Raw genomic sequence first — 25,967 nt, 5'->3', positions numbered from 1 at the left:
GCTCGCTGCCTAGACTAGGTGCATAACGGCAAGCAACCGGTGATTCCGGCCACCCCCCGATGCGGCTTCGCCGCCCCCCCTTGGGGCAAAGCCGGTTCCGCGGTTGCCGCTGGTTGCATGGTCTGCTTTCCCGGACACGAATTGAGCACCGCCATGATCGACACCGCGCCAGCCCCGATTACCGTCGCCTTGCTCACGCTGCCCGAGTCGAGCGCCTCCACGGTCTTCGGGTTCTACGACGCGCTGGCCAGCGTGCGACGCGACTGGACCCTGCTGCACGGCGGGCCGCTGCAGCCGTCGCCCTTCCTGCCGGTGCTGGTGAGCCCCGACGGGCTGCCGCTGGTCACCGGCAACGGGGTGCGGATCACCCCGCAGGCCAGCCTGGCTCAGTTGCCTGCGCCGCAGGTGGCGGTCGTCACCGACCTGAACGTCGCGCCGGGGGCCGATCTTGGCGAAGCGGCCGAGCCGGTGGTCGAATGGCTGCGCCGCTGCCACCAGGCAGGCGGCCTGCTGGCGTCGGCCTGCTCCGGCGCCTTGCTGCTGGCACGCACCGGCTTGCTCGACGGCCTTGACGCCACCTCGCACTGGGCCTACTGCGACCACTTGCAACGCGCATTTCCGCGCGTGCGATGGCATGCCGAGCGGGGCCTGGTGGTCACGGGCGACCGGCAGCGCATCCTGATGGCCGGCAGCGGCGTGTCATGGCACCTGCTGGTGCTTTCGCTCATCGCGCGGTATGCGGGGCCGGAAGAAGCCATGCGCGTGGCCCGCATCAACCTGATGGACGTGAACACGACCACGCCCCAGGCCTATGCGTCGCTCACGCACGGGTGCCAGGCGGCCGATCCGGTGATCGCCGGCTGCCAGCAGTGGGCTTCCATGCACTACGCCGACGCAGCGCCCGTGATGCGGATGGTGGCCATGGCCGGCTTGGCCGAGCGCACCTTCAAGCGCCGCTTCGGCGCCGCGACCGGCATGACGCCCCTGGCCTACGTGCACCACGTGCGCCTGGAAGAAGCCAAGCAGATGCTGGAATCGGGCGAGCTGCCCGTGGATTCGATCGCCCAGGAGGTGGGCTACAGCGACACGAGCTTTTTCACGCGACTGTTCAAGCGCAAGGTGGGCCTGAGCCCCGCGCAGTACCGGCAGCGCTTTGGACGGCTGGCCCACCAGCTGCGCGGCAGCGCGGCCCTGGAGCGCATCACTCCATCGTCAAGCCCAGCTGCTTGACCACCGGCTCCCAACGTGCGCTGTCCTCGCGCACGGTGGCTTCGGCCTGGGCGCTGGTGCTGCCGACGGGCGTGAGGTCGGACGCCTGGAGCCTGGCCCGGATATCGGGGCGCTGCATGATCTCGGCGGCGTGCTTTTCAAGGGCGGCAATGACCGCGGGCGGGGTACCACGGCGCGCCTGCAGGACCAGCTTGAAGGTGATGTCCAGGTCGGGCTGGTTCAGCGCCTTGGGCAGCGTCGGCACGTCCGGCGCCAGCGGCGAGGGCTGGGCCGACGACACGGCCAGCGCGTTGAGCTTGCCGGCCTTCACGTGCTGCATGACGGTGGGCGTGGCCAGGAAGCCGCAGTCGACCTCGCCCGACAGCACCGCCAGCGTGGCCGGCGCCGGGCCCTTGTAGGGGATGTGCTGCATGCGTGCGCCGGTGCGCTGCAGCAGCATTTCGGTAGCGAGATGGCCCGGCACGGCGGGGCCGCCCGATGCATAGGTCATGGGCCGGGCCTTGGCCAGGGCGATCAGCTCGGAGACCGAGCGCGCCTGCACCTTGGGGTTGCACACGAGCAGCTGCGTGAAGCCCGCCAGGATCGACACGTTGACCAGGTCCTTGCGCGGATCGAAGGGCATGTTGCGGTAGACCAGCGGGTTGGTGGTGACCACCGTGTCGGGGCTGAGCACGAGGGTGTGGCCATCGGCTTCGGACTGCGCCACCACCTGCGCGGCCAGGTTGTTGCCGGCACCGGGGCGGTTTTCCACCACCACCGGCTGCCCCGTTCGCTGCTGCAGCTGTTCGGCGAACAGGCGCGTGGTGATGTCCGATGGACCACCGGGCGGGGAGCCGACCATGATGCGGATGGTCTTGGTGGGCCAGGCAGGCGCCGGCTGTCCCTGGGCCCATCCTGGCGCGAGTGCCGCCATGGCGGCGACGGTGCTGAGGGCGACGATGGCGCTGCGGCGCAAGGGCATGGAACCTCCTGGGGTGGCTGATGGTGGCGGCCAGTTTAGGGGTGTGCCCGCGGCTGCCGACAGGGGCTTTTCCCCGGTGCGATCAAAAGCCCAGGCCCCGCCCCGCGCCCAGCAGCGTGGCGATGCCGAGCACCGCGAAGATGGCCGCGGCGATGCCGTGCACCAGTCGCATCGGGATGCGTCCCGCCAGCCGGTCGCCCAGGAACACCGCCGGCACGTCGGCGATGAGCATGCCCAGCGTGGTGCCGACCACTACCAGCACGGGCGCTGCGTAGTGCGCGGCCATGGCCACCGTGGCGACCTGGGTCTTGTCGCCCATCTCGGCCAGGAAGAAGGTCAGCAGCGTGGCACCGAACACGCCCAATCGCGCGGCGATGCGGGTCTCGTCTTCCTCGATCTCGTCGGGGATGAGCGTCCACACGGCCATGGCGAGGAAGGATGCGCCCAGCACCCAGCGCAGCACATCGGGGGAGAGGGCGCTGGTGATCCAAGCGCCCAGCGCGCCCGCCAGCCCGTGGTTCACCAGCGTGGCCACGAGGATGCCCCCGATGATGGGCAGTGGCTTCTTGAACCGGGCGGCCAGGATGAAGGCGAGCAGTTGGGTCTTGTCGCCGATTTCGGCCAAGGCGACGACGCCGGTGGAGACGAGCAGGGATTCCATGGAGGCTGGGGGTCTGGCCGCGGCTGGCGCAGGGCCGAAGGTTCGTCCCGACGACCGCCGTGAGCTGGCGGCGCCCGAAAAAACCGAAAGCGCGTGATCTTAGCCGTGGCGCGCCGGTGAACTTCCCGAGGGCGGGGGTCACTCAAGCCGGCCCGCACTCGCGTCCTGTCCGGTCGGATCAAGGAGTCCCCATGCACTTTCCCCGTTTTCCCTTCCAGGCCCAGACCCGCCGTCCGATGGAGTCCAAGGCTGCTCCGTCGAGCCGCGCAGCGCCCGTCGCAGGCGCGGTCGGCGAGCCGCCCGGCGCGCGATCGCTGCTGTCACGCTTGTGCTGTCCGTGGGGCCCGGCAGCAGCCTCTGGCGGCACCCGCGTCACCACCCACGCTGAACCAGAGCCGGTCGATTCGAGGCGTCGCTGGACGAGTGACCGCAAGGACGCCGATCGAGCCGGCGAGGCACCAGCCGAAGGGATGGACCACAAGCACGCGGTGCGCATCCACCTGCCAGCCCTTTCCCGGGCGACCCAACTGGCGGTGCCAGCTCCCAGGCAGACACCCCCGCAGTTTGCGCCCGAGCTCGCGGCCATCATCGCCAGCTATGAAGAGTTGCCGACACGCAAGCTCGCCGTCTACCGCGAACTCGCGGGCCTGGGGCGAGACCAGGCCATCCCTGCGCCGCAGTGGGTACAGCTGGTGGGGTCGGACTGGCGGGTGCTGCTGCTGGTGCCTGAGCAGGAACGCACGGAGCTGATGTACGCGGCAGCCGTGACGCAGGACAGCATCGCCTTGAGCCTGGTGCCGTTCGCCCAACGCACCCAGAAGCTGTGCGATATGGCGTTCGCACGCGAAGAACCACGCCGCCCGTCGGGAGAGCGTGCGCCGCTGCGGCGTGTGCCGCTGGCCCTGCAGGCGCACTTCTTCAAGGCGGCGGTCGAGCGAGATGGCGGTGCTTTGCGGTTCATCCCCCCCGAGCTGCGGACGCGCGAACTGTGTGACCTTGCGCTGCAAGCGCATCCGCGCACGGCAGCCATGGACGTGCCGGACGAGCTGTGGGACGACCCGCTCTGTCGCGTCTTTTTCGAGCAGCCGGCGCTGGAAGGCTCCGAGCCGGTTCCTGCCCAGCTGATCGCGCGATTGTCGGATGCCGACCTGAGGGAATTGGCGATCGTGAACGGATTGCCCCTGCAGTACTTCACTGCACATCGGCTGGACGCCAGACAAACGAACTTGGCCATTCAGCGCGCGACAGAGCACAGACGAGCGGTTGACCGGTCGGCACGAGAGGCGGACGCCGAGTGCCGCCCCAGGATGGCGCTGCCCGGGTCGCTCACCACGCCGCAAGCCTGCCTCGATGCCGTCGTGGCCGATCCAGTCAACCTGCTGTACGTCGATTCCCAGTTGATGTCCTCCGCCCTCTGTCTCGTGGCGGTTCAGCAGAACGGCTCCTTGCTCGAAGCGGTTCCGAAGCGACTCGCCAGCCCAGCCATCTACCTGGCCGCGGTGCGGCAATACCCGGCAGTGCTACGACAGGTGCCCTCGCACATGCGTACGCCCGAGATGCAGGCGGCTTCCGACGCCTGGCAAACGCTCTGGCCCCCGCGATTCCCGGGTCTCTAGCGGGCGCGCCCGCGCACCAGCTCGGACCTGAGCGCCACCAGCCGGGCCTTCAGGCGGCGCTCGTTCTGGGCGCCCATCCTCACCATGATCTTCTGGCCGGCGGTGAGCGATTGCAGTTGCGGATCGACGAACTCCCAGCGCACCCACGGCCGGGGATCGGCCATCGGTCCCTTGATGACCAGCTGCTGCAGTTGCACCGGACCTGCCGGCTCGGGCGCCGCCAGCAGCTGGTCGATCACCTCGATCACCCGGTCGTTGAAGTAGCGCCTGCCGTAGCCCAGCTCCTCGTAGGCCGATTGCAGTTGCGGGTAGATGCTGCGGTACAGGTCGGCAGCCTTGCCCACGTCCATGCTCTCGGCCAACCTCACCAGCGGCTCGTACCGGGCACTGTTGGCCGGCGCGAGCACCGCCGTCTCGCCGGTGCGCTGGGCCGTGAAGCGACCGCCGGGCGGCACCACCGGCCACAGCGCGGGTGGTGAATGCGCGCGCCCCAGGCTGTCCACGGTGGCCACGAACCGGCGGGGGAATTCGTGCGTCTGCAGCAGCGCGAGCACGGCTTTGCGGCCGAACAGGTCGGCCAGTGCCGCGGTGATGTCGGCCGGCGGTTCGGCTTCGTCCAGTGGGTAGCGAACAGCGGGCTCGACGGCCGGTAGGGGTGGCAGCGTTTCGGCAACCGACGGGGGCGTGCGGACCTCGCCCGATGGCGCGGCGTTGCGCGACCACCAGAGCCAGGCCACGGCCGCCACCACCAGCAGCGTGACCACCGCCAGGACGACGGGCCCCCAGGAACGGCCCTCTGGGTCGCGGCGCTCGCCGAAGGGGTCGGGACGGTTTCGCATGGCTGTGTCTCCTCGTTCGATGCCTCATGGGCTGATCGTGCACGTGCGGCTTCGTTCCCTCGTGGGAAGCGAGAGCACGTCGGCCCGAACGCAGGGGTGCGATCTTTCCTCAGCCGGACCGCGACGACGCTTTCTTCGCCGGCGCGCGGGGCTTGACCTTGGCGCTCGCCGTCTTCTTCGCCACCGGCTCCGCCGCGGCCGCGGCGCGCTGGGAGGTCGCCTCGTCGTTGGCCGCGCGCCGGGTCGCTGCCGGTCGGCGCGTGGCCCTGGCCTTCGCCGTCGTGGTCGAAGCCGCAGCCGGCGTGGCCGCGGCCCCCTGCAGACTGCGCCGCAGCAGCTCGGTCAGGTCGATGACGTCGGCCGACGAGGCGATGGCCGGCTCGTCCTCCACCATCGGTGCCTTTCGCACGTCGCCCGCCTGGCGCTTGGCCTCGACCAGCGCCTCGAGCTTCTCGCGGAACTCGTCGCGGAAGCGCTCGGGGTGCCAGTCGTCCGAAAGCTCGAGCACCAGCTGTTCGCCCATCTTGAGTTCGCGCTCGTTCACGCCCTCGTCGGCGGCCGTGCCGGGCAGGTCCACCGCCGCCGGGTCGCGGATCTCGTCGGCCCAACGCAGCAGGTACAGCATGAGCGCGTTGCCGGCCGGCGCGACCAGCGCCAGGTGCTGCTTGTTGGCGATGACCACCCGGCCCAGCGCGGCGCGGCCGGTGCGCTGCAGGGCCTCGCGCAGCAGCGCGTAGACCTTTCGGCCGCGCTGCACCGGGCCGGTGATGTAGGGCTTGTTGAAGTACGTCGCGGGCACGTCCTCGCGTTTGACGAAACCTTCGATCTCGATGGTCTGCGTGGAGCGGGGCAGGGCTTCGCGGATTTCCTCGCGGGTCAGGGTCACGAACTGGCCCGGGTCCACCTCCATTCCCTTGACCACGTCGCCTTTGTCGACGGCCTGGCCGGTGTCCTTGGCCACCTTCTGGTAGCCCACCGGCGCGCCGGTCGCCTGGTCGAGCATGCGCATCTTCGGCCGCGTGTCCTGGATGGCCGAATACAGGGCCACGGGCACGTGCACCAGCCCGAAGCTGATCGCACCTTTCCAGATCGCGCGCGGAGTGACGGTGGCCATGCGCCAGAGCCTAGGGCGGCGGCTGGCGCGGCGGCTGTAGGCTGGCGGGCGCGCTGCGTGTGGGCGACTGCGGATGGGCCTTTTCAAGAGGCGGCCTCCTACGCCGCGCGCGGCCTGGCGTGGCGACGATCGGCAGGCGCAAGTCGCGCCTACAGGAGATTCACATGAGCCAGCAAAGCCAGCATCCGAGCGCCGCCAACCAGGATTCGATGCAGCAACGCCCGCCGCAGCAGCAGCAAGGCCAAACCGGCCAGCAGCAGGGCCAGCCGGGCCAGGGCCAACCCGGCCAGCAGCAGCAGGGCCAGCCGGGCCAGCAGCAGCAGCCGGGGCAGCCCGCGTCCCCCCAGCAGAAGGACCAGCAGCAGCAACAGCAGCAGCAATGAGCGGCGCGCGGACCTCCCACGGCGGCAGGCCCGCGCCCTGTGGCGCTGAGCTGGCGCCCGCGTGAGCCGCCCCGCCGTCCCGCCCGGGCATCTGGTCCTGGCGGTCGCGGCTGCCTGTGCCGCGGCGACAGCGGTCTGGGTGGGCGACAAGGCCCGCCAGGCGGAGCGGGAGCATCCGCCAGGGGGCCGCTACATGCACATCGACGGCGTGCGCCTGCACTGGATGGAGCGTGGCGCCGGAGCACCGGTGGCCTTGCTGCACGGCAATGGCTTGACCCTGGCCGACCTGCTGGCCAGCGGCCTGGTCGACCGCCTCGCCGCCAAGCATCGCGTGATCGTCTTCGACCGCCCCGGCTTCGGCCACAGCCAGCGGCCGCGTGACCGCATCTGGACGCCCCGGGCGCAAGCCGCGCTGCTGCACCGCGCGCTCGTGGCCCTGGGCGTGACCCGGCCCGTGGTGCTGGGGCATTCGCTGGGCGCGCTGGTGGCGCTGCAGATGGCCATGGATTTCCCGGTCAGCGTCGCCGGCCTGGTTCTGCTGGGCGGCTGCTACTACCCGACGGCGCGGGCCGACGCGGTGTTCAGCGTGCCGGTGGCGCTGCCCTTGCTGGGTGATGCGCTGCGCTACACCGTGTCACCCCTCGCGGCCCGCCTGACGCTGGACCGGCTGGTGCGGGTGTTGTTTGCACCGGGGGAGGTGCCGCCCGGATTCCTGCGGTCGGTGCCGCGCGAACTGCTGCTCAGGCCGGTGCAATTGCGGGCCGCTGCCGAGGACGCGGCGCTGGGGCCGCTGCAGGCGCTGCGCCTGGCGCCGGCGTATGGGGAGTTGCGGCTGCCGGTGGCGGTGCTGGCCGGGGCGGGAGACCGGATGGTGGACACCGACTCGCAAACCCGCCGGCTGGCCGCCGAGCTGCGCAACAGCCGGCTGCTGGTGGTGCCGAACGCCGGCCACATGCTGCACCACCAGGCGCTGGACGCCGTCGTGGCGCAGACCGAAGCCGTGGCCAAGCTGGGACGCGAGCCGCTGGTGGCGGCGCGGCCCTGGTGGGTGCCCCGGCCGCGGCCCGGCGAGCCGCAGGTCGGGCTTACTGCTTCTGGAAGCCCACCGACTTGACCATCGCGCCCCACTTGTCGTAGCTGCTGCGCAATTCGGCGGACAACTCGGCGGGGGTGGATGGCGCGGCCTCGTAGGCGCCCTTGGCGATGAAGTCCTTGACCTCCTGCGATTCGAGCGCCTGGCGGAACATGGCGTTGACCTTGTCCACGATGGCGGGCGACATGCCGGCGGGGCCAACGACCGCGATCCAGCTGGTGAGGTCGAGGTTGGGCACGCCCTGCTCGGTGAAGGTGGGCACCTGGGGCGCCGCCGGCATGCGCCTGGGCGAGGCCACGGCGATCATGCGGATGCGGCCCGTGGCGGTGTTGGAGATCGCGGTGGGCGCGGCGTCGAAGTAGGCCTGGATGCGGCCCTCGAGCAGGTCGCGGGCGGCGTCGGCCGTGCCCTTGTACGGCACGTGGACGGCCTCGATGCCCACCGCCTTGGTGAAGGCCACGGCGTAGAGGTGCGACGAGGTGCCGGTGCCGAAGGAGCCGAAGTTCAGCTTGCCCGGATTGGCCTTGGCCCACTTGATGAGGTCCTGGACGTTCTGCACCGGCAGCGACTGGTGCACGGTGAGCACCAGCGGGCCCTTGGTGGCCAGGGTGATGGGGGTGAAGTCCTTGAAGGGGTCGTACGGAACGCTGGCCAGCGTGTGCGGGTTCTGGGCAAAGATGGAGGAGGGCGCGAACAGCAGGGTATGGCCGTCCGGCTGGGCGCGCATGATTTCCTGGGCCGAGAGCATCATGCTGGCGCCGGGCTTGTTCTCCACCACCACCTGCACGCCGCTTTGCTCGGTGATCTTCTTGGCGATCGAGCGCGCCTGGCCGTCGAGCGAGCCGCCGGCCGCCAGGCCGACGATCAGCCGGATCGGGCGGTTGGGTTGCGGGAAGTCGGCCTGGGCCCAGGCGCCCAGGTGGGGCAGCAGCAGGGCCTGGGCGGCCAGCAGGCCGGCGGCGCGGCGGGTGATCTTGGGTGGGGTCATGGAGGGCTCCTCGGGTTGTCGAAAACTTGCGTATTTTGAGCGCTGCGTCCAAAATTCACAAGAACATGAGCGTTGATGAAAACCCGAAGGACGGTGGCCCGGCCACCGTCAGTGCCCTGGAGCGTGGCATCGCCGTGCTGCGGTGCTTCACGGAAACGCGACGGGTGCTGACCCCGACCGAGCTGGCCCGCCTGACCGGCGTGCCCCGGCCCACGGTCACCCGGCTGGCCAGCACCCTGGTGACGCTCGGCCTGATGAAGCAGGACCCGCAGACCGAGGCCTTCATGCTCGGCCCCGGCGTGGTGTCGCTGGCCCGGGTCTTCCTGGCCGGGCTGGACGTCCGCGCGGTGGCCCGTCCCATGATGGAAGAGCTGGCCGAGGCCACCGGCGGCGCCGTCTACCTGGCGGTGCGCGACGGGCTGGAGATGGTGCTGATCGAGGCCTGCCGGCCACGCTCGACCATGCTGGCGCCCCGGCTGGACGTGGGTTCCCGGGTGCCCATGGGCACGTCCGCGCTGGGCCGGGCGTGGCTCTGGGCGCAGCCGCCGGCCGCGCGCGAAGCCATGATCGAGAGCCTGCGCCTGGCCCTGGGCGCCGACGCCCAGGCCGACGAGGCCGGCCTGCGCCGCGCGCTGGCCGAGGCCAACAAGCTGGGCTACGCCATGTCCGCCGGCGAGTACCTGCGCGAGATCCATTCGGTGGCCGTGCCGCTGGTGGGGCCGTCCGGCGAGGTGATGGCGCTCAACTGCGGAACCGCCGGCTTCGTGTTCACCGAGCAGCGGTTGCGCGAGACCGTGGCCCCGCAGCTGCTGGAAATGGCCGGCCTGCTGGCCGCCGAGATCGGCGGGCATGTGCCGCCGGCCCACTGAACTTCCCTTTCGCGATTTCTCCCGAGGAGACCTTCCATGAACGCACCGCGCAAGCTGCGCAGCAATTTCCCCCGTGGCTCCTATCTCTGGGCCGTGCGCAACGCCCAGTGGCAGGCCATGGGCATCCCCGAGTCCGACGCCGAGAAGCCCAAGATCGCGGTCGTCAACAGCAGCTCCGAGCTGGCCGCCTGCTACAGCCACCTCGACCAGGTGGCCCAGCAGGTGAAGGAGGCCATCCGCGCGGCCGGCGGCGTGCCCTTCGAGATCCGGACGGCCGCGCCCAGCGACTTCGTCACCGGTGCTGGCGGCCGCGGCGCCTACATGCTGGCCGCGCGCGACCTGGTCACCAACGACATCGAGGTGGCCGTGGAAGGCGCGCAGCTCGACGGCATGGTGTGCCTGACCTCGTGCGACAAGACCGTGCCCGGCCAGCTCATGGCCGCCGCGCGGCTGAACGTGCCCACCATCCTGGTGCCCTGCGGCTACCAGGCCAGCGGCGAGTACAAGGGCCACCACAACGACATCGAGGAGGTGTTCATCCACTCCATGCACGCCCAGGTGGGCGGCGCCACCTCGGTGGAAGAGGTGGTGGAGATGAGCCGCACCGCCATTCGCACGCCGGGCGTGTGCTCGGGGCTGGGTACGGCCAACACCATGCACATCGTGTGCGAGGCCCTGGGCATGGCCCTGCCGGGCAGCGCGCCGGTGGCGGCGCTGTCCGACAAGATGTTCGCGGACGCCCGCGCGGCCGGCGAGCGCATCGTGCAGATGGTGTGGGACGACCTCAAGCCGCGCGACATCATGACGGCCGGCGCCTTCGCCAATGCGGTGCGGGCGGTGCTTTCCATCGGCGGCTCGCTGAACGCGGTGAAGCACCTGCAGGCGGTGGCCACCGAAGGCGGCACCGGGGTGGATGTGTACGGCCTGTTCGAGCAACTCGGGCCGGTCACGCCGGTGCTGTCGGGACTGCGGCCGATCGGCGAGCACCTGATCGAGGAGTTCGAGGCCGCCGGCGGCTGCCGCGCGCTCATGAAGCAGCTGTTGCCGCTGCTGGACGCGCAGGCCCGCACGGTCACCGGCGGCACCGTCGCCGACAACCTGCGCGAGGCTCGGGTGGCCGATGACGAGGTGATCCGCCCCATCGAGCGGCCGGTGGCGCCGCGGCCGGCCATCGTGCTGCTGCGCGGCAACCTGGCGCCCGACGGCGCGCTGACCAAGCCCGGCATCGTGGAGCGCAAGGTGCGCCGCTTCAGCGGTCCGGCGATCTGCTTCGACACCTCGGACGCGGCCGTGGCGGCCATCAAGGACGGCACGGTGCGGCCTGGCCACGTGGTGGTGATGCGCGGCGCCGGCGCCTGCGGCGGACCCGCCATGGGAGGCGGCGCCTCGCGGGTGGTGTTCGCCATCGACGGCGCCGGCCTGGGCGAGCACGTCGCCATGCTCACCGACGGCCACCTCTCGGGCCTGGTCTGCAAGGGCCTGGTGGTCGCCGAAGTGGCGCCCGAGTCCGCCCTGGGCGGCCCGCTGGCCCTGGTGCGCGATGGCGACACCGTCACCGTGGACCTGGACCAGCGCGTGGTCAACCTGGAAGTGGACGAGGCCGAACTGGCGACGCGCCGCCAGGCCTGGCAACCGCCGACGCCGATGTTCGACCGCGGCTGGCTGCAGATTTACCGCCGCAACGTCGGGCCCCTGAACCAGGGGGCGGTGCTCGTGAAAGAAAACGGTCGACCTTGATTATTCTGGACGCCGCGTCCAAAATAACGCAACCCTCGCAGGACCCTTCCATGAAAACCATCAACCGTTCCGACGAACGCATCCTCTCCGCCGACATCTTCGACCGCGACGCCAAGCCGCCGCGCCCCCAGCTGGGCACCATCCACGAGCCCGGTCGTGACATCCCGGTCTACCGCCAGTGCGACGTGCTGGTCGTGGGCGGCGGGCCTTCGGGCACCGCCGCCGCCGCCGCCGCCGCGAGCGAGGGGGCGGACGTGGTGCTGCTCGAGCGCTACAACCACCTGGGTGGCCTGTCCACCGGCGGCCTGGTGCTGTGGATCGACCGCATGACCGACTGGGAGGGCCAGCACGTGATCCGCGGCTTCGCCGAGGAGCTGATGGACCGGCTGCCGGCCGATGCCGTCGCCGGCCCGCCGCGCGAGGACTGGGGCTCGCAGGACCCCGCCAAGGCGCACCACTGGTCCTTCCGCACCGCGGCCTACCACGGCGTGGTGACCTGGTCGCCCACGATCGACCCCGAGCGCCTGAAGCTGCTGTCGCAGGAGATCGTGATCGAGCGCGGCGTGAAGCTGGTCTACCACTCGTGGGCCTGCATGCCGCTGGTGGAAAACGGCAAGGTCTGCGGCGCCACCTTCGAGAGCAAGGAAGGCCGCATGGCCATCCGCGCGAAGGTGGTGGTCGATGCCACCGGCGACGGCGACCTGTTCGCCCGCGCCGGCGCGGCCTACACCAACGACATCGAGGAAGCCGACGTGCACCACTGCATGAACACCTCCTGGATGTTCGGCGGCGTGGACATGAAGCGTTGGATCGCGTTCCGCTCGGGTGACCCCGAGGGCTACAACGCCTTCATGGCCGGCGGCCGCGAGGCCTGCGGCCTGTTCGAGCGGCCCTTCGTGTCCTGGCGCGATGACATCGCCCTGTTCATGGGCCCGCGCCAGGCCGGCTACTCGGCGCTCGACGTGGACGACCTCACGGCGGTGGAGGTGCGCTCGCACCGGGCCATGGCCGACCACCTGGACTACTTCAAGGCCAAGGGCCCGGGCTTCGAGAACGCCTACCTGATGATGTCGGCGCCGCAGATCGGCGTGCGCCATGCACGCCGGCTCAAGGGCGTGGGCGCGGTGCTGCGCAGCCAGTGGCACGAGGGCAAGCCGCTGCCCGACGAGATCGGCGTCACGCCGGCGGTGAGCCCCAAGTTCCCCAACATCTCCATCCCCTACGGCGCGCTGGTGCCCGAGGCGCTCGACGGCCTGCTGGCCTGCGGCCGCCACGTCTCGTGCGACCGCAACTCGCATGGCTTCATGCGCGAGATCCCGCAGTGCTGGATCACCGGCCAGGCCGCCGGCACCGCCGCCGCGCTGGCGGTGGCGCACGGCGTGGAGGCCCGGGCGGTGGACGTGCGCGAGCTGCAGCGCCGGCTGCAGGCGCAGGGCGTGTACCTGCGCGCCGAAGCACCCGTGGAGGTGTGACCCATGCACCTGACCGACGAAGAAAAAGCCATGCGCGACGGGCGCGATGGCCCCGCCGTGGCCAAGGCCATGGACCTGTTGATCCGCTACGGCGAGGCGCTGGGCGCCGAAGGCCTGGTGGAGACGCGCAACGTCTGCGGCACCGTGACCGCCACCACGCCCTTCATGCGCGACTTCGCGCAGGAAAAAGGCGGGCTGGATGCGGTGTTCAGCGAGTTCAACCTCGACACCGCCGAGGTGGTGCCGGTGCCCAAGGTGAAGGCCTTCAGCTCGCACCTGCAGCTGGGTTTCGATCCGCACCATCCGGTGGAAATGGGCATCAACGAGCAGACGCTGCAGTTCTACAAGCGCAGCGAGGCCGCGGCCGCGCGCATGGGCGTGCAGATCCTCAACACCTGCACCCCCTACCAGGTGGGCAACGTGCCCACGCGCGGTGAGCACTGCGCCTGGATGGAGTCGTCCGCGGTCATCTACATCAACTCGGTGCTGGGCGCGCGCACCAACGCCGAGGGCCGCGAGAGCACCAGCGCGGCGATGCTCACCACCCGCATTCCCAACTGGGGCTTCCACCTCGACGAGGGTAGGTTGGGCACGCAGGGCGTGGAGCTGGACATCCCGGTGCAGACGGTGGAGGACTGGGGCCTGCTGGGCTACTGGATGGGGCACTGGGTGCAGGACCGGGTGCCGGTGATCCACGGCATCACGGGGGCGGTGCCCAACCTGCCCAGGCTCAAGCACTTCGGGGCGGCGGCCTCGTCATCGGGCGGCGTGGAGATGTACCACATCGTCGGCGTCACGCCCGAGGCCGGCACGCTGGAGCTGGCCTACGGCGGCAAGCGGCCGCAGGAGGTGCGCCGCTACGGCGCGCGCGAGCGGCAGGAGACGCTGGAGCGCATCAACGCCAACGGCCAGGACCGGCAGGTCGACTACGTGATGCTGGGCTGCCCGCACTACACGATCGAGCAGATCTGGGAGGCGGCGCAGCTGCTGGAAGGCCGCAAGGTGCACGAGAACAGCGCGCTGTGGATCTTCACGCCGCGCGCCATCAAGGAGGTGGCCACGCGCAACGGCTACACCCAGATCATCGAGGCGGCGGGCGGCAAGATCCTCACCGACAGCTGCTCGGCGATGAGCCGCGCCGTGCCGCCGGGGACCAAGGTGGTGGCGCTGGATTCGGCCAAGCAGGCGCACTACCTGCCGGCCATCCTGGGCCTGCAGGCCTGGTTCGGCACCACCGAGCAATGCATCGAGGCGGCCTGCACCGGCCGCTGGAGCGCGGCATGAAAAACGATCTGGAAGTCATCACGATCCGAGGCCGCAAGGTCGTGCCCGGCGTGGCCGAGGGCGAGGCCCTGGTCACGCGCGAGGAGATCTCGGGCTGGGGCGGGGTGGACCCGCGCAACGGCACCATCGTCGAGACGCGCCACGAGCTGCGTGGCCAGAGCTTCGCGGGCAAGGTGCTGGTGTTTCCGGGCGCCAAGGGCTCGTCGGGCTGGTCGGCCCAGTTCCACGTGGCCCGGGTGATGGGCACGGCGCCGGCGGCCTGGCTGTTCAACAAGATGACCACCAAGGTGGCGCTGGGCACGGTGGTCAGCCACGCACCCGCGATGACTGACTTCGATCGCGATCCGCTGGAGGTGATCCGCACCGGCGACTGGGTGCGGGTCGACGCCGACAACGGCATCGTGACGATCAGAAGGGCCCGCCCCGAAGCGGCCTGACGGCCGCCTTCCCCCGAGGGGCGCAACCAGCGGCCCGGCAAAGCCGGTTCCGCGGTAGCCGCTGGAAGGGGCCTGCCGCTGCGCGATGGCAGACACGGGCCCACCTGCGGTGGATGAAAACTTGAGAGGAGACTTCAAATGAACGTGAGCAAATTCGGCCGGCGCCAGGCGCTGCAGATCATCGGCGCGGGCGCCGCGGCGCTGGCGCTGCCGTCGGTGCGCGCCCAGGGCGCCTGGCCTACGGCCAAGCCGCTGCGCATGGTGATCGGCTTCGCGCCAGGCGGCGCTTCGGACGTCATCACGCGCGTGGTCGCCAAGGGGCTGTCGGCGCAGATCGGCCAGCAGGTGATCGTGGAGAACAAGCCGGGCGCCGAGAGCACCATCGCCGCCATCGACGTGATGAAGGCGCCACCGGACGGCTACACCATCCTCATGGGCACCAACACCGCCATGGTGGCCGTGCCGTCGCTGCGTCCGAATCCGCCGTACGACACCTTCAAGGCCTTCACGCCCCTGAGTTCGATGGGCGAGTTCTCGATGTTCCTGGCGGTGTCGCCGCAGCTGCCCTCGCGCAATCTCAACGAGTTCCTGGAGCACGTCGCGGCCAACCCGGGCAAGTACAACTCGGCGTCGAGCAACAGTGCTTCCGAGCTGGCCATGCTGCAGCTGCTGAACACCAAGGGCGCCAAGGTGGTGAACGTCCGCTACAAGGGCGACCCGCCGGCGCTCACGGACATGATCGGCGGGCAGATCCAGATGATGTTCTCCACCGGCACGCTGATGCCCACCATGGTCAAGGACGGCCGCCTGCGCGCGCTGGTGACGCTGCTGCCGCAGCGCAGCCCCTTGCTGCCGGACGTGCCCACGGCGCGCGAAGTGGGACTGGGCAACCTCACCATCACGCCCTGGGCCGGCTTCTTCGGGCCGGCCAACATGCCGCCGGAGTTGGCCGAGCGCGTGAGCGCGGCGCTTCGCGCCACCATCGCCAGCCCCGAGGTGCGCGAGCAGATGCAGGCGCAGGGCTTCTCGGGCTACGGCATGACGCCCGCGGAATTCACCGCCTTCGTGCGCAAGCAGCACGAGTCGTTCAATCGGGTGGTGAAGGAGAACAACGTCAAGTTCGAGTGAGTGTCGCCTGTGCGGTGGCGCAGGCCTCAGCGCGGCGCCACCACCACGTTGCGCAGCAGATCCTGGCCGGCGCTGAAGATGTCTCCTTCGCCGGTGAGCACGGCGCAGCGGCAGTCGGAGTCGTTCTCGACCTCGTCGCTCCGGGGGCGCTAGCGCGCCCGAAGCAGCCTGCGCACGCCCGGCGCGTGGCTGACCTCACCGTCGACGAACTGCTGGTGGCGCTTTTCCACGTTCGACAGGTCGTAGAGATAGTTGACCATCAGCCCCACCGATTGCCGCAGGCCCTTGCGAGACAGGTCGGCGGCGAAGTTGACGCGCTCCAGCCGGGCGCCGTTGTCCAGGTGGAAGCGCGCCACCGGGTCGGCGCAGGGGCCGTGCGAGTGCCGCACCAGGTAGCGCGCGCACAACCCGCTGAGGTCCTGCTGCAGCGGCTCGGGCATCTGCTCGAGGTCGCTGGCCTTGACTTCGCCATGGGCCTGCCGCCACTCGAGGACGCGCGCCAGCGGCTCGCGCCACTCCGGGTCCAACTCACGAACCGCCGGGCCGGTGAGCCAGCGGCTGAAGCCCGGCACGGGTGAGAGCGTGCAGAACGTGCGCAGCTGGGGCAGTTCGGAGCCGAGCTGCTCGGCGACCTTCTTGATCAGGAAGTTGCCCAGCGACACCCCGCGCAAGCCAGGCTGGCAGTTGCTGATGGAGTAGAAGACGGCCGTGCGCGCCGATGCCGGGAGTTGCTGCGCCGGCGGGGTCTCGATCAGCGGCGCGATGGCGGTCGGAATGTCGTCCAGCAGCGCCACCTCCACGAAGATCAGCGGCTCGTCGCCCAGCGTGGGGTGGAAGAAGGCATAGCAGCGGCGGTCGGGCTGGAGGCGGCGGCGCAGGTCGTCCCAGCCGGTGATCTCGTGCACGGCCTCGTGACGGATGATTTTTTCGAGCAGCACCGCGCTGGACTGCCAGTCCACCCGCTCCAGTCTCAGGAAGCCGGGGTTGAACCAGGAGGCCAGCAGGTGCAGGAAGTCGGCATCGACCGCGGCCAGCTCGGGGTTGGCCTTGGTGGCGTCGAGCAGGTGGCAGCGCATGGCCAGCAGGGCGGCGGTGCCGCCGGGCGCGCGGTTGATGCGCCGAAGCAGCTCCTGGCGCGGCGGCTCGACCGCGCGGGTGAGCTCGGCCAGGCTGCCGGCGGTGGGTGAGGCGGCGAAACGGGTGGCCGCGGCCAGCACCTCGGCGGGGTCGGGCGCGAACTCGGTCGCCAGGGCGGCGAAGAAGGCCGTGCGCTGCCCGGGCGGCAGGTCCGCGTACTGCGAGAGCACCTGTTGCGACAGGGCGTAGACGCTGGCCTGTCCCCGTTCGGAGAGAAGTTGCCTGCACGCCCTGAGCAACGGCGCCAGGGCCAGGTCGGATCGCGCCTGGCTGGCCAGGCTTCGGAGTTTTTGCAACATCATCGAGAGGCATGGTAGCGAGCGGATGCCCGCTCGGCCCTCCGTTGCTACCCGAGCGCTTTCAGCGTGGCTTCGGCCGCTTCACGCAAGCGACCCCAGGCCTGCGGCTCGGCGCCCGATGCCGGGCCCGCGAGCAGCGCCTCGAACTGCTTGGCGGCCTGCGCGAGTTGCTGCGCACCCACGGTGCCCGCGCTGCCCTTGAGGGTGTGGGCCAGTCGCCGGGACTGCGAGCGGTCGCCGCGGCGCCAGGCTTCTTCGAGCGCCACCATGTCGCGCGGCAGGTCGCCGCGGAAGCGTTCCAGCACGCGTTCGTACAGCCCGCTATCGCCGCCCAGGCGGGCAATGGCGGCCTCGCGCTCGATGCGGCTGGCCGGCGGCCGCGGCGCGGCGGGCGCGGCCGCCGGCCGGCGAACGCCGTCCGCCGCAGCGGATGGCTTGGCATGCCGCCGCAGCGTCGCCACCAGCTCGCCCGCATCCACGGGCTTGGCCAGGTGGGCGTTCATGCCGGCCGCCAGGCAGGCGTCGCGGTCGCTGGCACTCGCACTGGCCGTGAGGGCGATGATGGGGATGTTCTCGAAGCCGACGATCTGGCGGATTTCGCGCGTGGTCTCCAGGCCGTCCATGTTGGGCATCTGCCAGTCCATCAGGATGGCGTCGTAGCGGCCGTTGGCCACCAGCGAGGTGAGGGTGTCGACGCCGTCCACGGCGATCTCGACCTGCGCACCCTGCGCCAGCAGCAGGTCGCGCGTGACGATCTGGTTGCTGGGGTTGTCCTCGGCCAGCAGCACCCGCATGCCCTCGAGCATCCGGGTGCCGCTGGTCGAGGTGCCGGACCCATCGTGCAGCAGCGCCTGGGCGCGCTCCACGCCCTCGGCCATCATGGCGGCGGTGGGAGGCATGCACAGGCAGGTGCCGAGCTTGCGCCGCTGCGCATCGGACAGGCTGGCCAGGGCGCCCCAGGTGGACACGCTGCCGAGGAGCACCGGGGCGAGCGGCCGGCCGACCAGGGCGTCGGCCGCCTCGAAGGCCGCCGCGAAGCGCGGGCTGCCTTCCAGGCGTTCGTGCACGAGCAGCGCGGACGGGCGGATGGTCCGCAGCGTGTCCAGCATCTGTTGTCGGTTGGCGGCCTCGTGCATGTGCCAGCCCAGGGCCTGGCCCAGGCGCACCAGCGCTTCACGGGTGGCCGGCCGGCTGTCGGCGACGAGCACGTTCAGGCCCGGCGTGCTCAGCGGGCCCGAGACCACGGCGGCGCTGCGGTCCAGCGGCAAGGCGAGCTCGAAGGCGAACCCGGACAGCGACGGCTCCTGCAGCAGGCGCAGCTCGCTGTCCATGAGCTGCAGCACCTGGCGGCAGTCGTCCAGGGCCGTGTCGCCCGACACGGCTTCACCGGGGCCGTGCAGCGTGAAGCCGATGCGCACGGCGTCTTCGCTGCGGCCGGCCAGCAGCACGCGCAGCTGCCGTGGGCGGTCCCCGGCGGCGCTGATCAGGAGCAGGCCGAGATGCGTGAGGACCTGCCGCAGGCGGCGGTCGTCGCCCACCAGCCGCGGCGGCAGGCGCGGGTCGATGTCGAACAGGAACTCGGTGGCGGCGTCGCCCAGCAGGGCAGCGTAGGCGGCGGAGAGCTCGCGCAGCAGTTGTTCCAGCTCGAACGGTCGCGGCTCCAGTTGCAGCAGGACGGGCTGGCCGGTGCGCGCTGGCGAGAGGTCTTCGAGCACCCGCAGCAGGGAGTGGGCGAGTTCGTCGGCCTGGGCCACCCATTCGGCCGCCCGGTCACGCAGCCCGGCGGATTCGAGCCCCAGCAGCAGGCGGGCCAACGTGCCGGCCAGCGGCTTCAGCGCGGCGGCCAGGCTGGACCCCGCGCCCGGGTCGCCGGGCGATCCCGTCGCCGCGCCCGTGCGCAACTGCCGGACCATGGCCATGAGCTGCTCGTTCTGCGCCCGCGTGCGGCGCAGCGCTTCCGTGTTCTGGCGCTGGTTGCCGATGTCCTGCAGGCCGACCGCGAGTCCTCCGGCGGGAAGTGCCGCCAGATGCACTTCCAGCAGCGTGCCATCGGCCATCAGCCGCTCGACGCGGCGCGGCTGCGGCGGTGGACGGCCATCCATCAGCAGCAGGCCGGCAGGCTGCGCGCCTGCGGCCGGGGCGCGGCGCGTGGCTTCCACCAGGGCCTGGAAATCGATCCCCGGGCGCACCGATTCGGCGGGCAGGCGAAGCAGGGTGGCAAAAGCCGCATTGCAACGGACAAGCCGCTGCTCGGCGTCGAAGAGGCCCAGCCCATGGGGCAACGCATCCAGGACCACATCGACCGGTGGCAGGGCCAGAGGGGGAACAGAAGTAGCGGAATCGTGGGCGTTCATCGGCGGGCTGGGAGCTGCCGGGCCGCAGGCGCGGTCCGGCACAGGAAAGCGCATTGTGCGGCAGCGCCATCGTGGTTGCCGGGCGGCCGGCGGCCGTTGTGCCAGTCATGAATCCATCCGTATTATTCGAGCGGGTTATCTGGAGCACCACGCATGGAATTCTTGTTAGGCCTGGGCCTGTCGATCATCGGCTTGGTGCTGGGCGCACTGGTGGCGACCGTGACCATGCGCGAACGCGCCGATCGCTCCCTGCACGGCGCGTTCGAGCAGGAAAGGGCGGCGCTGCAGGGGCAGGCGGACGTGCTGGGCGAGCAACTGCAGGGGAGCGAGAACGAGCGCAACCGGCTGCGTGCCGAGCTGCGCGAGCTGCGGCAGGTCTTCGAGCGCTGCCGCATCGCACTGGACGGCGCGAACGAAGACAGGGCCCGCCTGGCGGAGCGGGCGAGCCGCGTCGAGGCCATGGAATCCGAGGCGGCCCGCACGTCGCTTCGCATGCACATCGGGGAAGAGCAGATCCGACGGTTGAAGACGAACGATGGCAAGCAACACGAGGCCTTGCGCGCAGCCAGGGCCCAGCTCGCCCAGTTGGAGCGGGCGGCGGCGGCGCAGCAGGCGCGCCTGGACTCGGTCCTGCACGCGCTGCGCGAGGCGGCCGAGCGGCGCGGGGTGCTGGAACAGCAGGCCGGGCGTGTGCAGGAGCTGGAGCGGCAACTGCGTGAAACGCAGGCGGCCTTCGAGGCCAGCCAGCGGCGACTGCTGGAGCTTAGGGGTTCGGCCGCACGCGAAAGCGGCGGCCTCTCGGCCGAACTGATGTTGCTGCGTGAGAGCGACCAGCGATTGAACGGGGAGCTGGCCGTGGTGCGCGGGCTGCAGCAAGCCTCCGAGGCGCAGGTGCGGGACCTCCTCGGCGAGTTGGCCGCAGCCAGGCGCGCCCTGGCGCTGCCGCTGTCCGCTCTGCTGGCGGATCGTGAAGCCACAGGGTCCGAAAGCCTGGTCTGCGCCGGCCTGCGCGGGGTGGGCCAGAACCTGGCGCAGGCGCAGGCGACGCTGGACCATCTGCAGCTACGGCTGCGTGGCCCGGACCCGGACCCGGACCCGGACACGGAGCCGGTCCAGGCAGGCTCGGGCGCGGCCGCTGCCCGGGCGCCTACCGACGCTGGTACTGGGTAGCGCCGAACAGGTTCTCGCGCGACGTGTCGTCGGTGATCGGCTTGCGCAGTTCGGCCATCACCGCCACCCCGCGTTCGACGGCGGGCCGGGCGGCGATGGTGTCGAACCACCGTTTCACGTGAGGGAACTCGGCCAGCTCCACGCCCTGGTTCTGCCAGCTGCGCAGCCACGGGAAGGTGGCGATGTCCGCGATGGTGTAGTCGCCGCCCGCCAGCCAGGCGGACTGGGCCAGGCGCCGGTCGAGCACGCCATACAGGCGCCGCGCTTCATGGGTGTAGCGGTCGATGGCGTAGCCGATCTTCTCGGGAGCGTAGAGCCGGAAGTGATGCGCCTGGCCCAGCATGGGGCCCACGCCGCCCATCTGGAACATCAGCCACTGCAGGGTGTCGTAGCGGGCTCGCGCCTCGGTGGGCAGGAAGCGGCCGGTCTTCTCGGCCAGGTAGACCAGGATCGCGCCGGACTCGAACAGCGCGATCGGCTGGCCGCCCGGTCCCTCCGTGTCGATGATCGCGGGGATCTTGTTGTTCGGGCTGATGGCCAGGAACTCGGGGGAGAACTGCTCGCCCTTGCCGATGTTCACCGGGTGGACGCGGTAGGGCAGGCCGCACTCCTCCAGCATGACGTGGACCTTGTGTCCGTTGGGGGTGGGCCAGGAATGCACCTCGATCATGGTCGCGTGGATCTCTCTGTTGATGGGTCGACGGAAACGCGGGCTCAGCCCGGCCGCAGGGCGGCAGCGGACCGTCCGCTCAGGGGTAGACAGGCGGCTTCTTGGCCAGGAAGGACTGGATGCCGATGCCGGCGTTGGGGTGGTGCAGGTTGGCGACGAAGTGGTCGCGTTCGGCCGCGAGTTGGCGGGTGAGCGATGCCTCGGGCGCCTCGCCAAGCAGTTCCTTGATGCTGGCCAGGGCGTTCGGGGCGCGCTGGTTGAGGCGCTCGCCCAGCGCGAGCGCATCGGCCAGCGCCGCGCCAGGAGCGGCGATGCGGTTGACCACGCCCAGCTGATGCAGCCGGGCGGCGCCGATGCGTTCACCGGCCAGCAGCAGCTCGCTGGCGAGCTGGCGCGGCATGGCGCGGGTGAGGCTCCAGGTCGCGCCGCCGTCAGGTGAGAGACCGACGCCCGCATAGGCCATGACGAACACCGCGTTGTCGGCCGCGACGATCAGGTCACACGCCAGGCACAGCGAAAAACCCGCCCCAGCGGCGGCCCCCTCGACGGCGGCGATCACCGGTTTGGGAAAGGTGCGGATCGCCTCGATCCAGTTGTGCAGCCCTTCGATGCTCTGGGCCTGGACCTCAGGCGGCTTGCGCCGGTTGTCCAGCAGGCGCTGCAGGTTGCCGCCCGCGCAGAAGTTGGCCCCGTCGCCGGTGATGACCACGCTGCGCACCTCGGGCAGCGTCTCGGCGACGCTGAGCGCCTCGACGCCGGCGGCGTAGATCTCGGGCCCGAGCGCGTTGCGCTGTTCGGGGTTGCTGATGGTCAGGACCATGGTCCCGCCCTGGCTGGTGCTTCGCAGTTCGGCGGGCATCGTCTTCAGTCGTCCTGGAGCAGCGACAGGCCGATGGCGCCGCGGCGGCGCAGCCAGGGGCTGGGGCGGTAGCGGGGGTCGCCGTAGACGGTCTGCAGGTTGAAGAGCACTTCGAGCACGTTGGCCGGTCCCCAGCGGTTGCCCATGGCCAGCGGCCCCATCGGGTAACCCAGGCCCAGCGTCACCGCCGTTTCCAGGTCGGCCGGGGTGCAGATGCGCTGCTGGCAGATGTCGCTGGCGATGTTGACGATGGTGGCGATCACGCGCTGGGTGACGAAGCCGCCGGAGTCGCGGATCACGCTCACCGCCTTGCCGTCACGTGCGAACAGGGCGTGGGCGGCGTCGCGCATGTCGGGCCGGGTGGCGGGGTTGGTGGCCAGGACCCGGCGCCTCGTGGCCGCGTCTTCCACCAGCAGGTCGATGCCTACGGTGCGGGCCGGATCCAGTCGCTCCACCACGGCGACGGTGGTGACGTCGAAGCCCAGGGGCGCGACGAGCGTGAGGGCCTGCGCCGAGGGCGACTGCCCGGTCTCGATGCGCGCGCCCAGGTCCTTGAGCAGCTGGTACAGCTCGGCCCGGCGGGCGGCGCGGGTGGAGACCCACACCGGCGGCATCTCCGCCACCTGGGGAACGGGCCTCTCCGGCGGCAGCTCGGGCTTGCCATCGGCGTAACGGTAGAAGCCGGCGCCGGTCTTGCGCCCAAGCACATGGCCGGCCAGGCGCTGGGCCGTGATGACGGTGGGGCGGTAGCGGGGCTCGTCGTAGTACTGCCGGTAGACCGCTTCCATGACCGGGTGCGAGACGTCCAGCCCGGTGAGGTCCATCAGCTCGAAGGGACCGAGCTTGAAGCCGACCTGGTCGCGCAGGATGCGGTCGACCGTGGCGAAGTCGCAGATGCCTTCCGAGACGATGCGCAGGGCCTCGGTGTTGAACCCGCGCCCGGCGTGGTTGACGATGAAGCCGGGGGTGTCCTGCGCCTGTACCGGCGTGTGGCCCATCTGGCGTGCGAATTGCGCCAGCCGGTCGCAGACCGCGGAGTCGCTGCGCAGGCCGGCGATCACCTCCACCACCTTCATGAGCGGCACCGGGTTGAAGAAGTGGTAGCCGGCCAGCCGCTGGGGGTGCCGCAGGCCGGCACCGATGGCCGTGATCGACAGCGACGAGGTGTTGCTGGCCAGCACCGCGTCGGCGGCCACGATGCCCTCGAGTTGCGAGAACAGGGCCTGCTTGACCTCGAGCCGCTCGACAACGGCTTCGATCACCAGGTCGCACCCGGCCAGATCGTCGAGGCTGCCAGCGGCGTGCAGGCGCTGTTTGCAGGCCTGCGCCGAGGCGGCGTCCATGCGGCCCTTTTCGACCAGGCGGTCCCACTGGGCACCCACCTCTTGTTGCGCCCGGGCGACGGCGTCGGCCTGTTGATCGAAGAGCCATACCGGACACCCGGTTTGCGCGGCAATCTGGGCGATGCCCCGGCCCATGGCCCCGGCGCCCACCACCCCGACAGCTTGGAAGCTTGTTTGCATCGGGCGATTATGGTGGAGCGCAAATAGTTGGCGCAGCGCGGCCCCGCAGTCGCCGGAGCCCGTGTTTAGTGCTGGGATAAGCCTGACGGCTATGCAAGAATTGATCAGCTTTATGAAACGAACTCACCTCTGGCGCTTGCTCCCCGGCGCCGCGCTGATCCTCTCCGTGGCGAGCCCCAGCCTGGCACTGACGCTCGGCAATGTGCAGGGGGTGGCGACGATCGGCCGTCCGCTGGACCTCACCGTGCCCGTCACGCTGGACAGCGAGCGCGACGCCGGCGTGCTGTGCCCGCGGGTGGACGTGTCCTACGGTGACAACCGCGTCGAGCTGCGCCAGCTCGAGCCCCCGGTGGCCCGTGGCAGCACCGCCGTGCTGCGGCTGCGGGTGCCGCAGGCCGTGAACGAGGCGTTCGTGACGGTGCAGGTGCAGGTCGGCTGCGTGCAGACTCTGTCGCGTCGATTCGTGCTGCTCACCGAACACCCGGGCGACACCCTGACGGCGGCCGCGCAGCCATCGCCGGTGGCGCCGGCCGTGCTGCCCGCGTCGACGGCGCTGCCGGTCCTGTCGCCGTCGTCCGAGGCGACGATGCCGGCCCGCGCGCCGGTGGTCGTCCCGGCAGCGAGCGTGGCAGCCGAAGTCCCCGCACCGCGCCAGACCCGGCGTGTCGCGCCGGCGCCGCGGCCGCCCGCGACGCAGCCGCGTCGGGTGGAGCGGCCGCGACTGAAGCTGGACGCGCCGGAATCCCTGCCCAGGGCAACCGGGAAGGCTCAGCCGGCCGGCCCCGCCGCGCAGGCACCAGCCGCACCACCCGCGCCCGCCACCTTGCCGGCGGCCCCTGCCGCCCCCACCCCCGAAGAGGCTGCCCGCAACGCCGAACGCATGGCCTCGCTCGAGGCGGACGTGCGGGCCATGCGCGAGATGATGGTCCGCAATGAGGCCCTGGTCGCGGAGTTGCGCAGCCGGCTGCAGGAGGCGCAGGGCGACCGCTACTCGAACGAGCTGGTCTATGGCCTGGGCGGCCTGCTTGCCCTGGCCAGCGCCCTGGCGGCCGTGTTCTGGCGGCGCAGCCGCCGCGCCGGCAACCCGTCCGCGTCGTGGTGGTCGGACCAGGTGCCGGAGGGCGAGGCCGAGTTGCACGAAGACATGGCTGCACCCCCGCGCAAGCGGGCGTCCGTGCCGGTTGACAGCCTGCTCGAGCGCCCGGCCGCGGCCCAACCCGTGTCGATCATGGCCTCTTCGCTGAGTGGCTTTGGCGAGGTCGTGCCCGGTGACGCCGACATCGACGCGGCGCCGGCGCGGGCCGAGGTGTTCGCCCCGGTGAGCGACCGGGCACCCCTCACGGCCGGCTTTGGCGACGGCGACCTGCCAGCGGCGGTGCCGGCTGCGCCTGCGTTGAGCATCGATGAGATCGCCGAGGTGCAGCAGCAGGCCGAGTTCTTCCTCTCGCTGGGCGAGCAGGAACGCGCCGTCGCGGTGCTGCGCGAGCAGATCGATTCGCACCCGCACGCCAGCACCGTGCCCTGGCTCGAGTTGATGGATATCTATTGGCGGCTCCAGCGGCCGCAGGAGTACGAGCAGTTGCGCCGTGATTTCGAGTGGCTGTTCGGCACCACGGCGCCCTCATACCTGGCTTACGAGGAGGAGCAGGCGGGGCTCTCGGCCCAGCCCGAACTGCTGGCCCGGATCCAGTCCGCCTGGGCATCGCCGACGGTGCTGGGCGAGCTCGAGCAAGCGGTGATGCGCCGCCCCGGCCCTGGCGGTGCGTACCTGGGCGTGCAAGGCCTGCGCGAGCTGCTGATGCTGCACGGCGTGGCCGCTGACCTTCAGTCGGACGAGTCCGCTCCCGAAGAGAGCCCGGCTTTTGCTTCGGCGGCTGTATCCACCAGTGGGGCGGCTGCGGGGCAGCCTGTGATGAGCCTGGACCCGCTGCCGGACCAAGGCTGGAACAGGCTCGCACCCGCGGACGCGCGCCCCCTCGGCCTGGACGTGAACCTCGACGACCTGGACCTGCCCCCGGCCAAGGGAATCCGTGCGGCGCGAGGCGGCGACCACCTGCTGGATTTCGAGTTGGACCTCAGCGAGAAATTCAAACTGCCCAAGCGCTGAAAAGGGAAACGAGCCTGTTGCGCGGCTCGCTTGCGC

The 25,967-nt window shown here is 70.8% G+C and carries 22 protein-coding genes; 12 read left to right on the top strand and 10 right to left on the bottom strand.

Features of this window, described 5'->3' with window-relative positions; translation table 11 throughout:
• Nucleotides 1-141: 141 nt before the first annotated feature.
• Complete coding sequence (locus JI739_RS01320; RefSeq protein WP_236589019.1) at nucleotides 142-1,230, top strand: GlxA family transcriptional regulator; 1,089 nt, start codon at nucleotides 142-144, stop codon at nucleotides 1,228-1,230.
• Here the strand turns inward: JI739_RS01320 and JI739_RS01315 are convergent.
• Together JI739_RS01315 and JI739_RS01310 are read right to left on the bottom strand one after the other, a co-directional pair.
• On the bottom strand, nucleotides 1,202-2,191 hold the full coding sequence (locus JI739_RS01315) for a Bug family tripartite tricarboxylate transporter substrate binding protein (protein ID WP_201682038.1): 990 nt from the start codon (nucleotides 2,189-2,191) through the stop codon (nucleotides 1,202-1,204). The two genes, JI739_RS01320 and JI739_RS01315, sit on opposite strands and share 29 nt — an antisense overlap.
• Before the next feature lie 82 nt (nucleotides 2,192-2,273).
• Nucleotides 2,274-2,852 (bottom strand): TMEM165/GDT1 family protein, encoded by a 579-nt coding sequence (locus tag JI739_RS01310; RefSeq protein ID WP_201682037.1) that lies wholly within the window; start codon nucleotides 2,850-2,852, stop codon nucleotides 2,274-2,276.
• A 191-nt stretch (nucleotides 2,853-3,043) separates the two neighbouring features.
• Between JI739_RS01310 and JI739_RS01305 the strand changes: the two genes are divergently transcribed.
• Complete coding sequence (locus JI739_RS01305) at nucleotides 3,044-4,468, top strand: hypothetical protein (protein WP_201682036.1); 1,425 nt, start codon at nucleotides 3,044-3,046, stop codon at nucleotides 4,466-4,468.
• Here the strand turns inward: JI739_RS01305 and JI739_RS01300 are convergent.
• Together JI739_RS01300 and ku are read right to left on the bottom strand one after the other, a co-directional pair.
• The gene (locus JI739_RS01300) at nucleotides 4,465-5,307 is read right to left on the bottom strand and encodes a DUF3014 domain-containing protein (protein ID WP_201682035.1); all 843 of its coding nucleotides are present in this window, start codon (nucleotides 5,305-5,307) and stop codon (nucleotides 4,465-4,467) included. The two genes, JI739_RS01305 and JI739_RS01300, sit on opposite strands and share 4 nt — an antisense overlap.
• Nucleotides 5,308-5,416: 109 nt before the next feature.
• Complete coding sequence (gene ku / locus JI739_RS01295; RefSeq protein ID WP_201682034.1) at nucleotides 5,417-6,421, bottom strand: non-homologous end joining protein Ku; 1,005 nt, start codon at nucleotides 6,419-6,421, stop codon at nucleotides 5,417-5,419.
• A 164-nt stretch (nucleotides 6,422-6,585) separates the two neighbouring features.
• On the opposite strand from ku, the gene JI739_RS01290 reads away from it, so the two are divergent.
• Complete coding sequence (locus JI739_RS01290; protein WP_201682033.1) at nucleotides 6,586-6,804, top strand: hypothetical protein; 219 nt, start codon at nucleotides 6,586-6,588, stop codon at nucleotides 6,802-6,804.
• 61 nt (nucleotides 6,805-6,865) lie between these two features.
• Nucleotides 6,866-7,918: an alpha/beta fold hydrolase gene (locus JI739_RS01285; RefSeq protein WP_201682032.1), complete on the top strand. Its 1,053-nt coding sequence runs from the start codon at nucleotides 6,866-6,868 to the stop codon at nucleotides 7,916-7,918.
• Here the strand turns inward: JI739_RS01285 and JI739_RS01280 are convergent.
• Nucleotides 7,890-8,885: a Bug family tripartite tricarboxylate transporter substrate binding protein gene (locus JI739_RS01280; RefSeq protein ID WP_201682031.1), complete on the bottom strand. Its 996-nt coding sequence runs from the start codon at nucleotides 8,883-8,885 to the stop codon at nucleotides 7,890-7,892. The two genes, JI739_RS01285 and JI739_RS01280, sit on opposite strands and share 29 nt — an antisense overlap.
• Nucleotides 8,886-8,950: 65 nt before the next feature.
• On the opposite strand from JI739_RS01280, the gene JI739_RS01275 reads away from it, so the two are divergent.
• The 6 genes from JI739_RS01275 (at nucleotide 8,951) to JI739_RS01250 (ending at nucleotide 15,812) form a co-directional block, all read left to right on the top strand.
• Nucleotides 8,951-9,754 carry an IclR family transcriptional regulator gene (locus tag JI739_RS01275; protein ID WP_201682030.1) on the top strand — a complete coding sequence of 268 codons (804 nt, stop codon included), beginning with the start codon at nucleotides 8,951-8,953 and terminating at the stop codon, nucleotides 9,752-9,754.
• Nucleotides 9,755-9,790: 36 nt separating this feature from the next.
• Nucleotides 9,791-11,491: a dihydroxy-acid dehydratase gene (gene ilvD, locus JI739_RS01270; RefSeq protein WP_201682029.1), complete on the top strand. Its 1,701-nt coding sequence runs from the start codon at nucleotides 9,791-9,793 to the stop codon at nucleotides 11,489-11,491.
• Nucleotides 11,492-11,541: 50 nt separating this feature from the next.
• Nucleotides 11,542-12,963 (top strand): FAD-dependent oxidoreductase, encoded by a 1,422-nt coding sequence (locus JI739_RS01265; protein WP_201682028.1) that lies wholly within the window; start codon nucleotides 11,542-11,544, stop codon nucleotides 12,961-12,963.
• A 3-nt stretch (nucleotides 12,964-12,966) separates the two neighbouring features.
• Nucleotides 12,967-14,247 carry an aconitase X gene (locus JI739_RS01260; RefSeq protein ID WP_201682027.1) on the top strand — a complete coding sequence of 427 codons (1,281 nt, stop codon included), beginning with the start codon at nucleotides 12,967-12,969 and terminating at the stop codon, nucleotides 14,245-14,247.
• Entirely contained in the window at nucleotides 14,244-14,684 is a 441-nt protein-coding gene (locus JI739_RS01255; protein ID WP_201682026.1) for an aconitase X swivel domain-containing protein, read from the top strand. The genes JI739_RS01260 and JI739_RS01255 overlap by 4 nt, the downstream gene beginning before the upstream one ends.
• 138 nt (nucleotides 14,685-14,822) lie before the next feature.
• Nucleotides 14,823-15,812: a Bug family tripartite tricarboxylate transporter substrate binding protein gene (locus tag JI739_RS01250; RefSeq protein WP_201682025.1), complete on the top strand. Its 990-nt coding sequence runs from the start codon at nucleotides 14,823-14,825 to the stop codon at nucleotides 15,810-15,812.
• Nucleotides 15,813-15,961: 149 nt separating this feature from the next.
• Here JI739_RS01250 and JI739_RS01245 read toward each other — a convergent pair whose 3' ends face one another.
• Nucleotides 15,962-17,248: a malonyl-CoA decarboxylase gene (locus JI739_RS01245; protein WP_201682024.1), complete on the bottom strand. Its 1,287-nt coding sequence runs from the start codon at nucleotides 17,246-17,248 to the stop codon at nucleotides 15,962-15,964.
• Nucleotides 17,249-17,295: 47 nt separating this feature from the next.
• Entirely contained in the window at nucleotides 17,296-19,602 is a 2,307-nt protein-coding gene (locus tag JI739_RS01240) for a response regulator (protein ID WP_201682023.1), read from the bottom strand.
• A 153-nt stretch (nucleotides 19,603-19,755) separates the two neighbouring features.
• Between JI739_RS01240 and JI739_RS01235 the strand changes: the two genes are divergently transcribed.
• Complete coding sequence (locus JI739_RS01235) at nucleotides 19,756-20,772, top strand: coiled-coil domain-containing protein (RefSeq protein WP_201682022.1); 1,017 nt, start codon at nucleotides 19,756-19,758, stop codon at nucleotides 20,770-20,772.
• Here the strand turns inward: JI739_RS01235 and JI739_RS01230 are convergent.
• From JI739_RS01230 to JI739_RS01220, 3 genes are all read right to left on the bottom strand, one after another.
• The gene (locus JI739_RS01230) at nucleotides 20,750-21,442 is read right to left on the bottom strand and encodes a glutathione binding-like protein (RefSeq protein ID WP_201682021.1); all 693 of its coding nucleotides are present in this window, start codon (nucleotides 21,440-21,442) and stop codon (nucleotides 20,750-20,752) included. The two genes, JI739_RS01235 and JI739_RS01230, sit on opposite strands and share 23 nt — an antisense overlap.
• Before the next feature lie 79 nt (nucleotides 21,443-21,521).
• Entirely contained in the window at nucleotides 21,522-22,301 is a 780-nt protein-coding gene (locus tag JI739_RS01225) for an oxepin-CoA hydrolase, alternative type (protein ID WP_201682020.1), read from the bottom strand.
• A 5-nt stretch (nucleotides 22,302-22,306) separates the two neighbouring features.
• On the bottom strand, nucleotides 22,307-23,824 hold the full coding sequence (locus tag JI739_RS01220; protein WP_201682019.1) for a 3-hydroxyacyl-CoA dehydrogenase: 1,518 nt from the start codon (nucleotides 23,822-23,824) through the stop codon (nucleotides 22,307-22,309).
• A gap of 112 nt (nucleotides 23,825-23,936) precedes the next feature.
• Between JI739_RS01220 and JI739_RS01215 the strand changes: the two genes are divergently transcribed.
• On the top strand, nucleotides 23,937-25,931 hold the full coding sequence (locus JI739_RS01215) for a type IV pilus assembly protein FimV (protein WP_201682018.1): 1,995 nt from the start codon (nucleotides 23,937-23,939) through the stop codon (nucleotides 25,929-25,931).
• Nucleotides 25,932-25,967: the final 36 nt, after the last annotated feature.

Source organism: Ramlibacter aurantiacus (assembly GCF_016722895.1).
Lineage (GTDB): Bacteria > Pseudomonadota > Gammaproteobacteria > Burkholderiales > Burkholderiaceae_C > Ramlibacter > Ramlibacter aurantiacus.
This window is presented reverse-complemented; position numbering and strand designations above follow the sequence as displayed.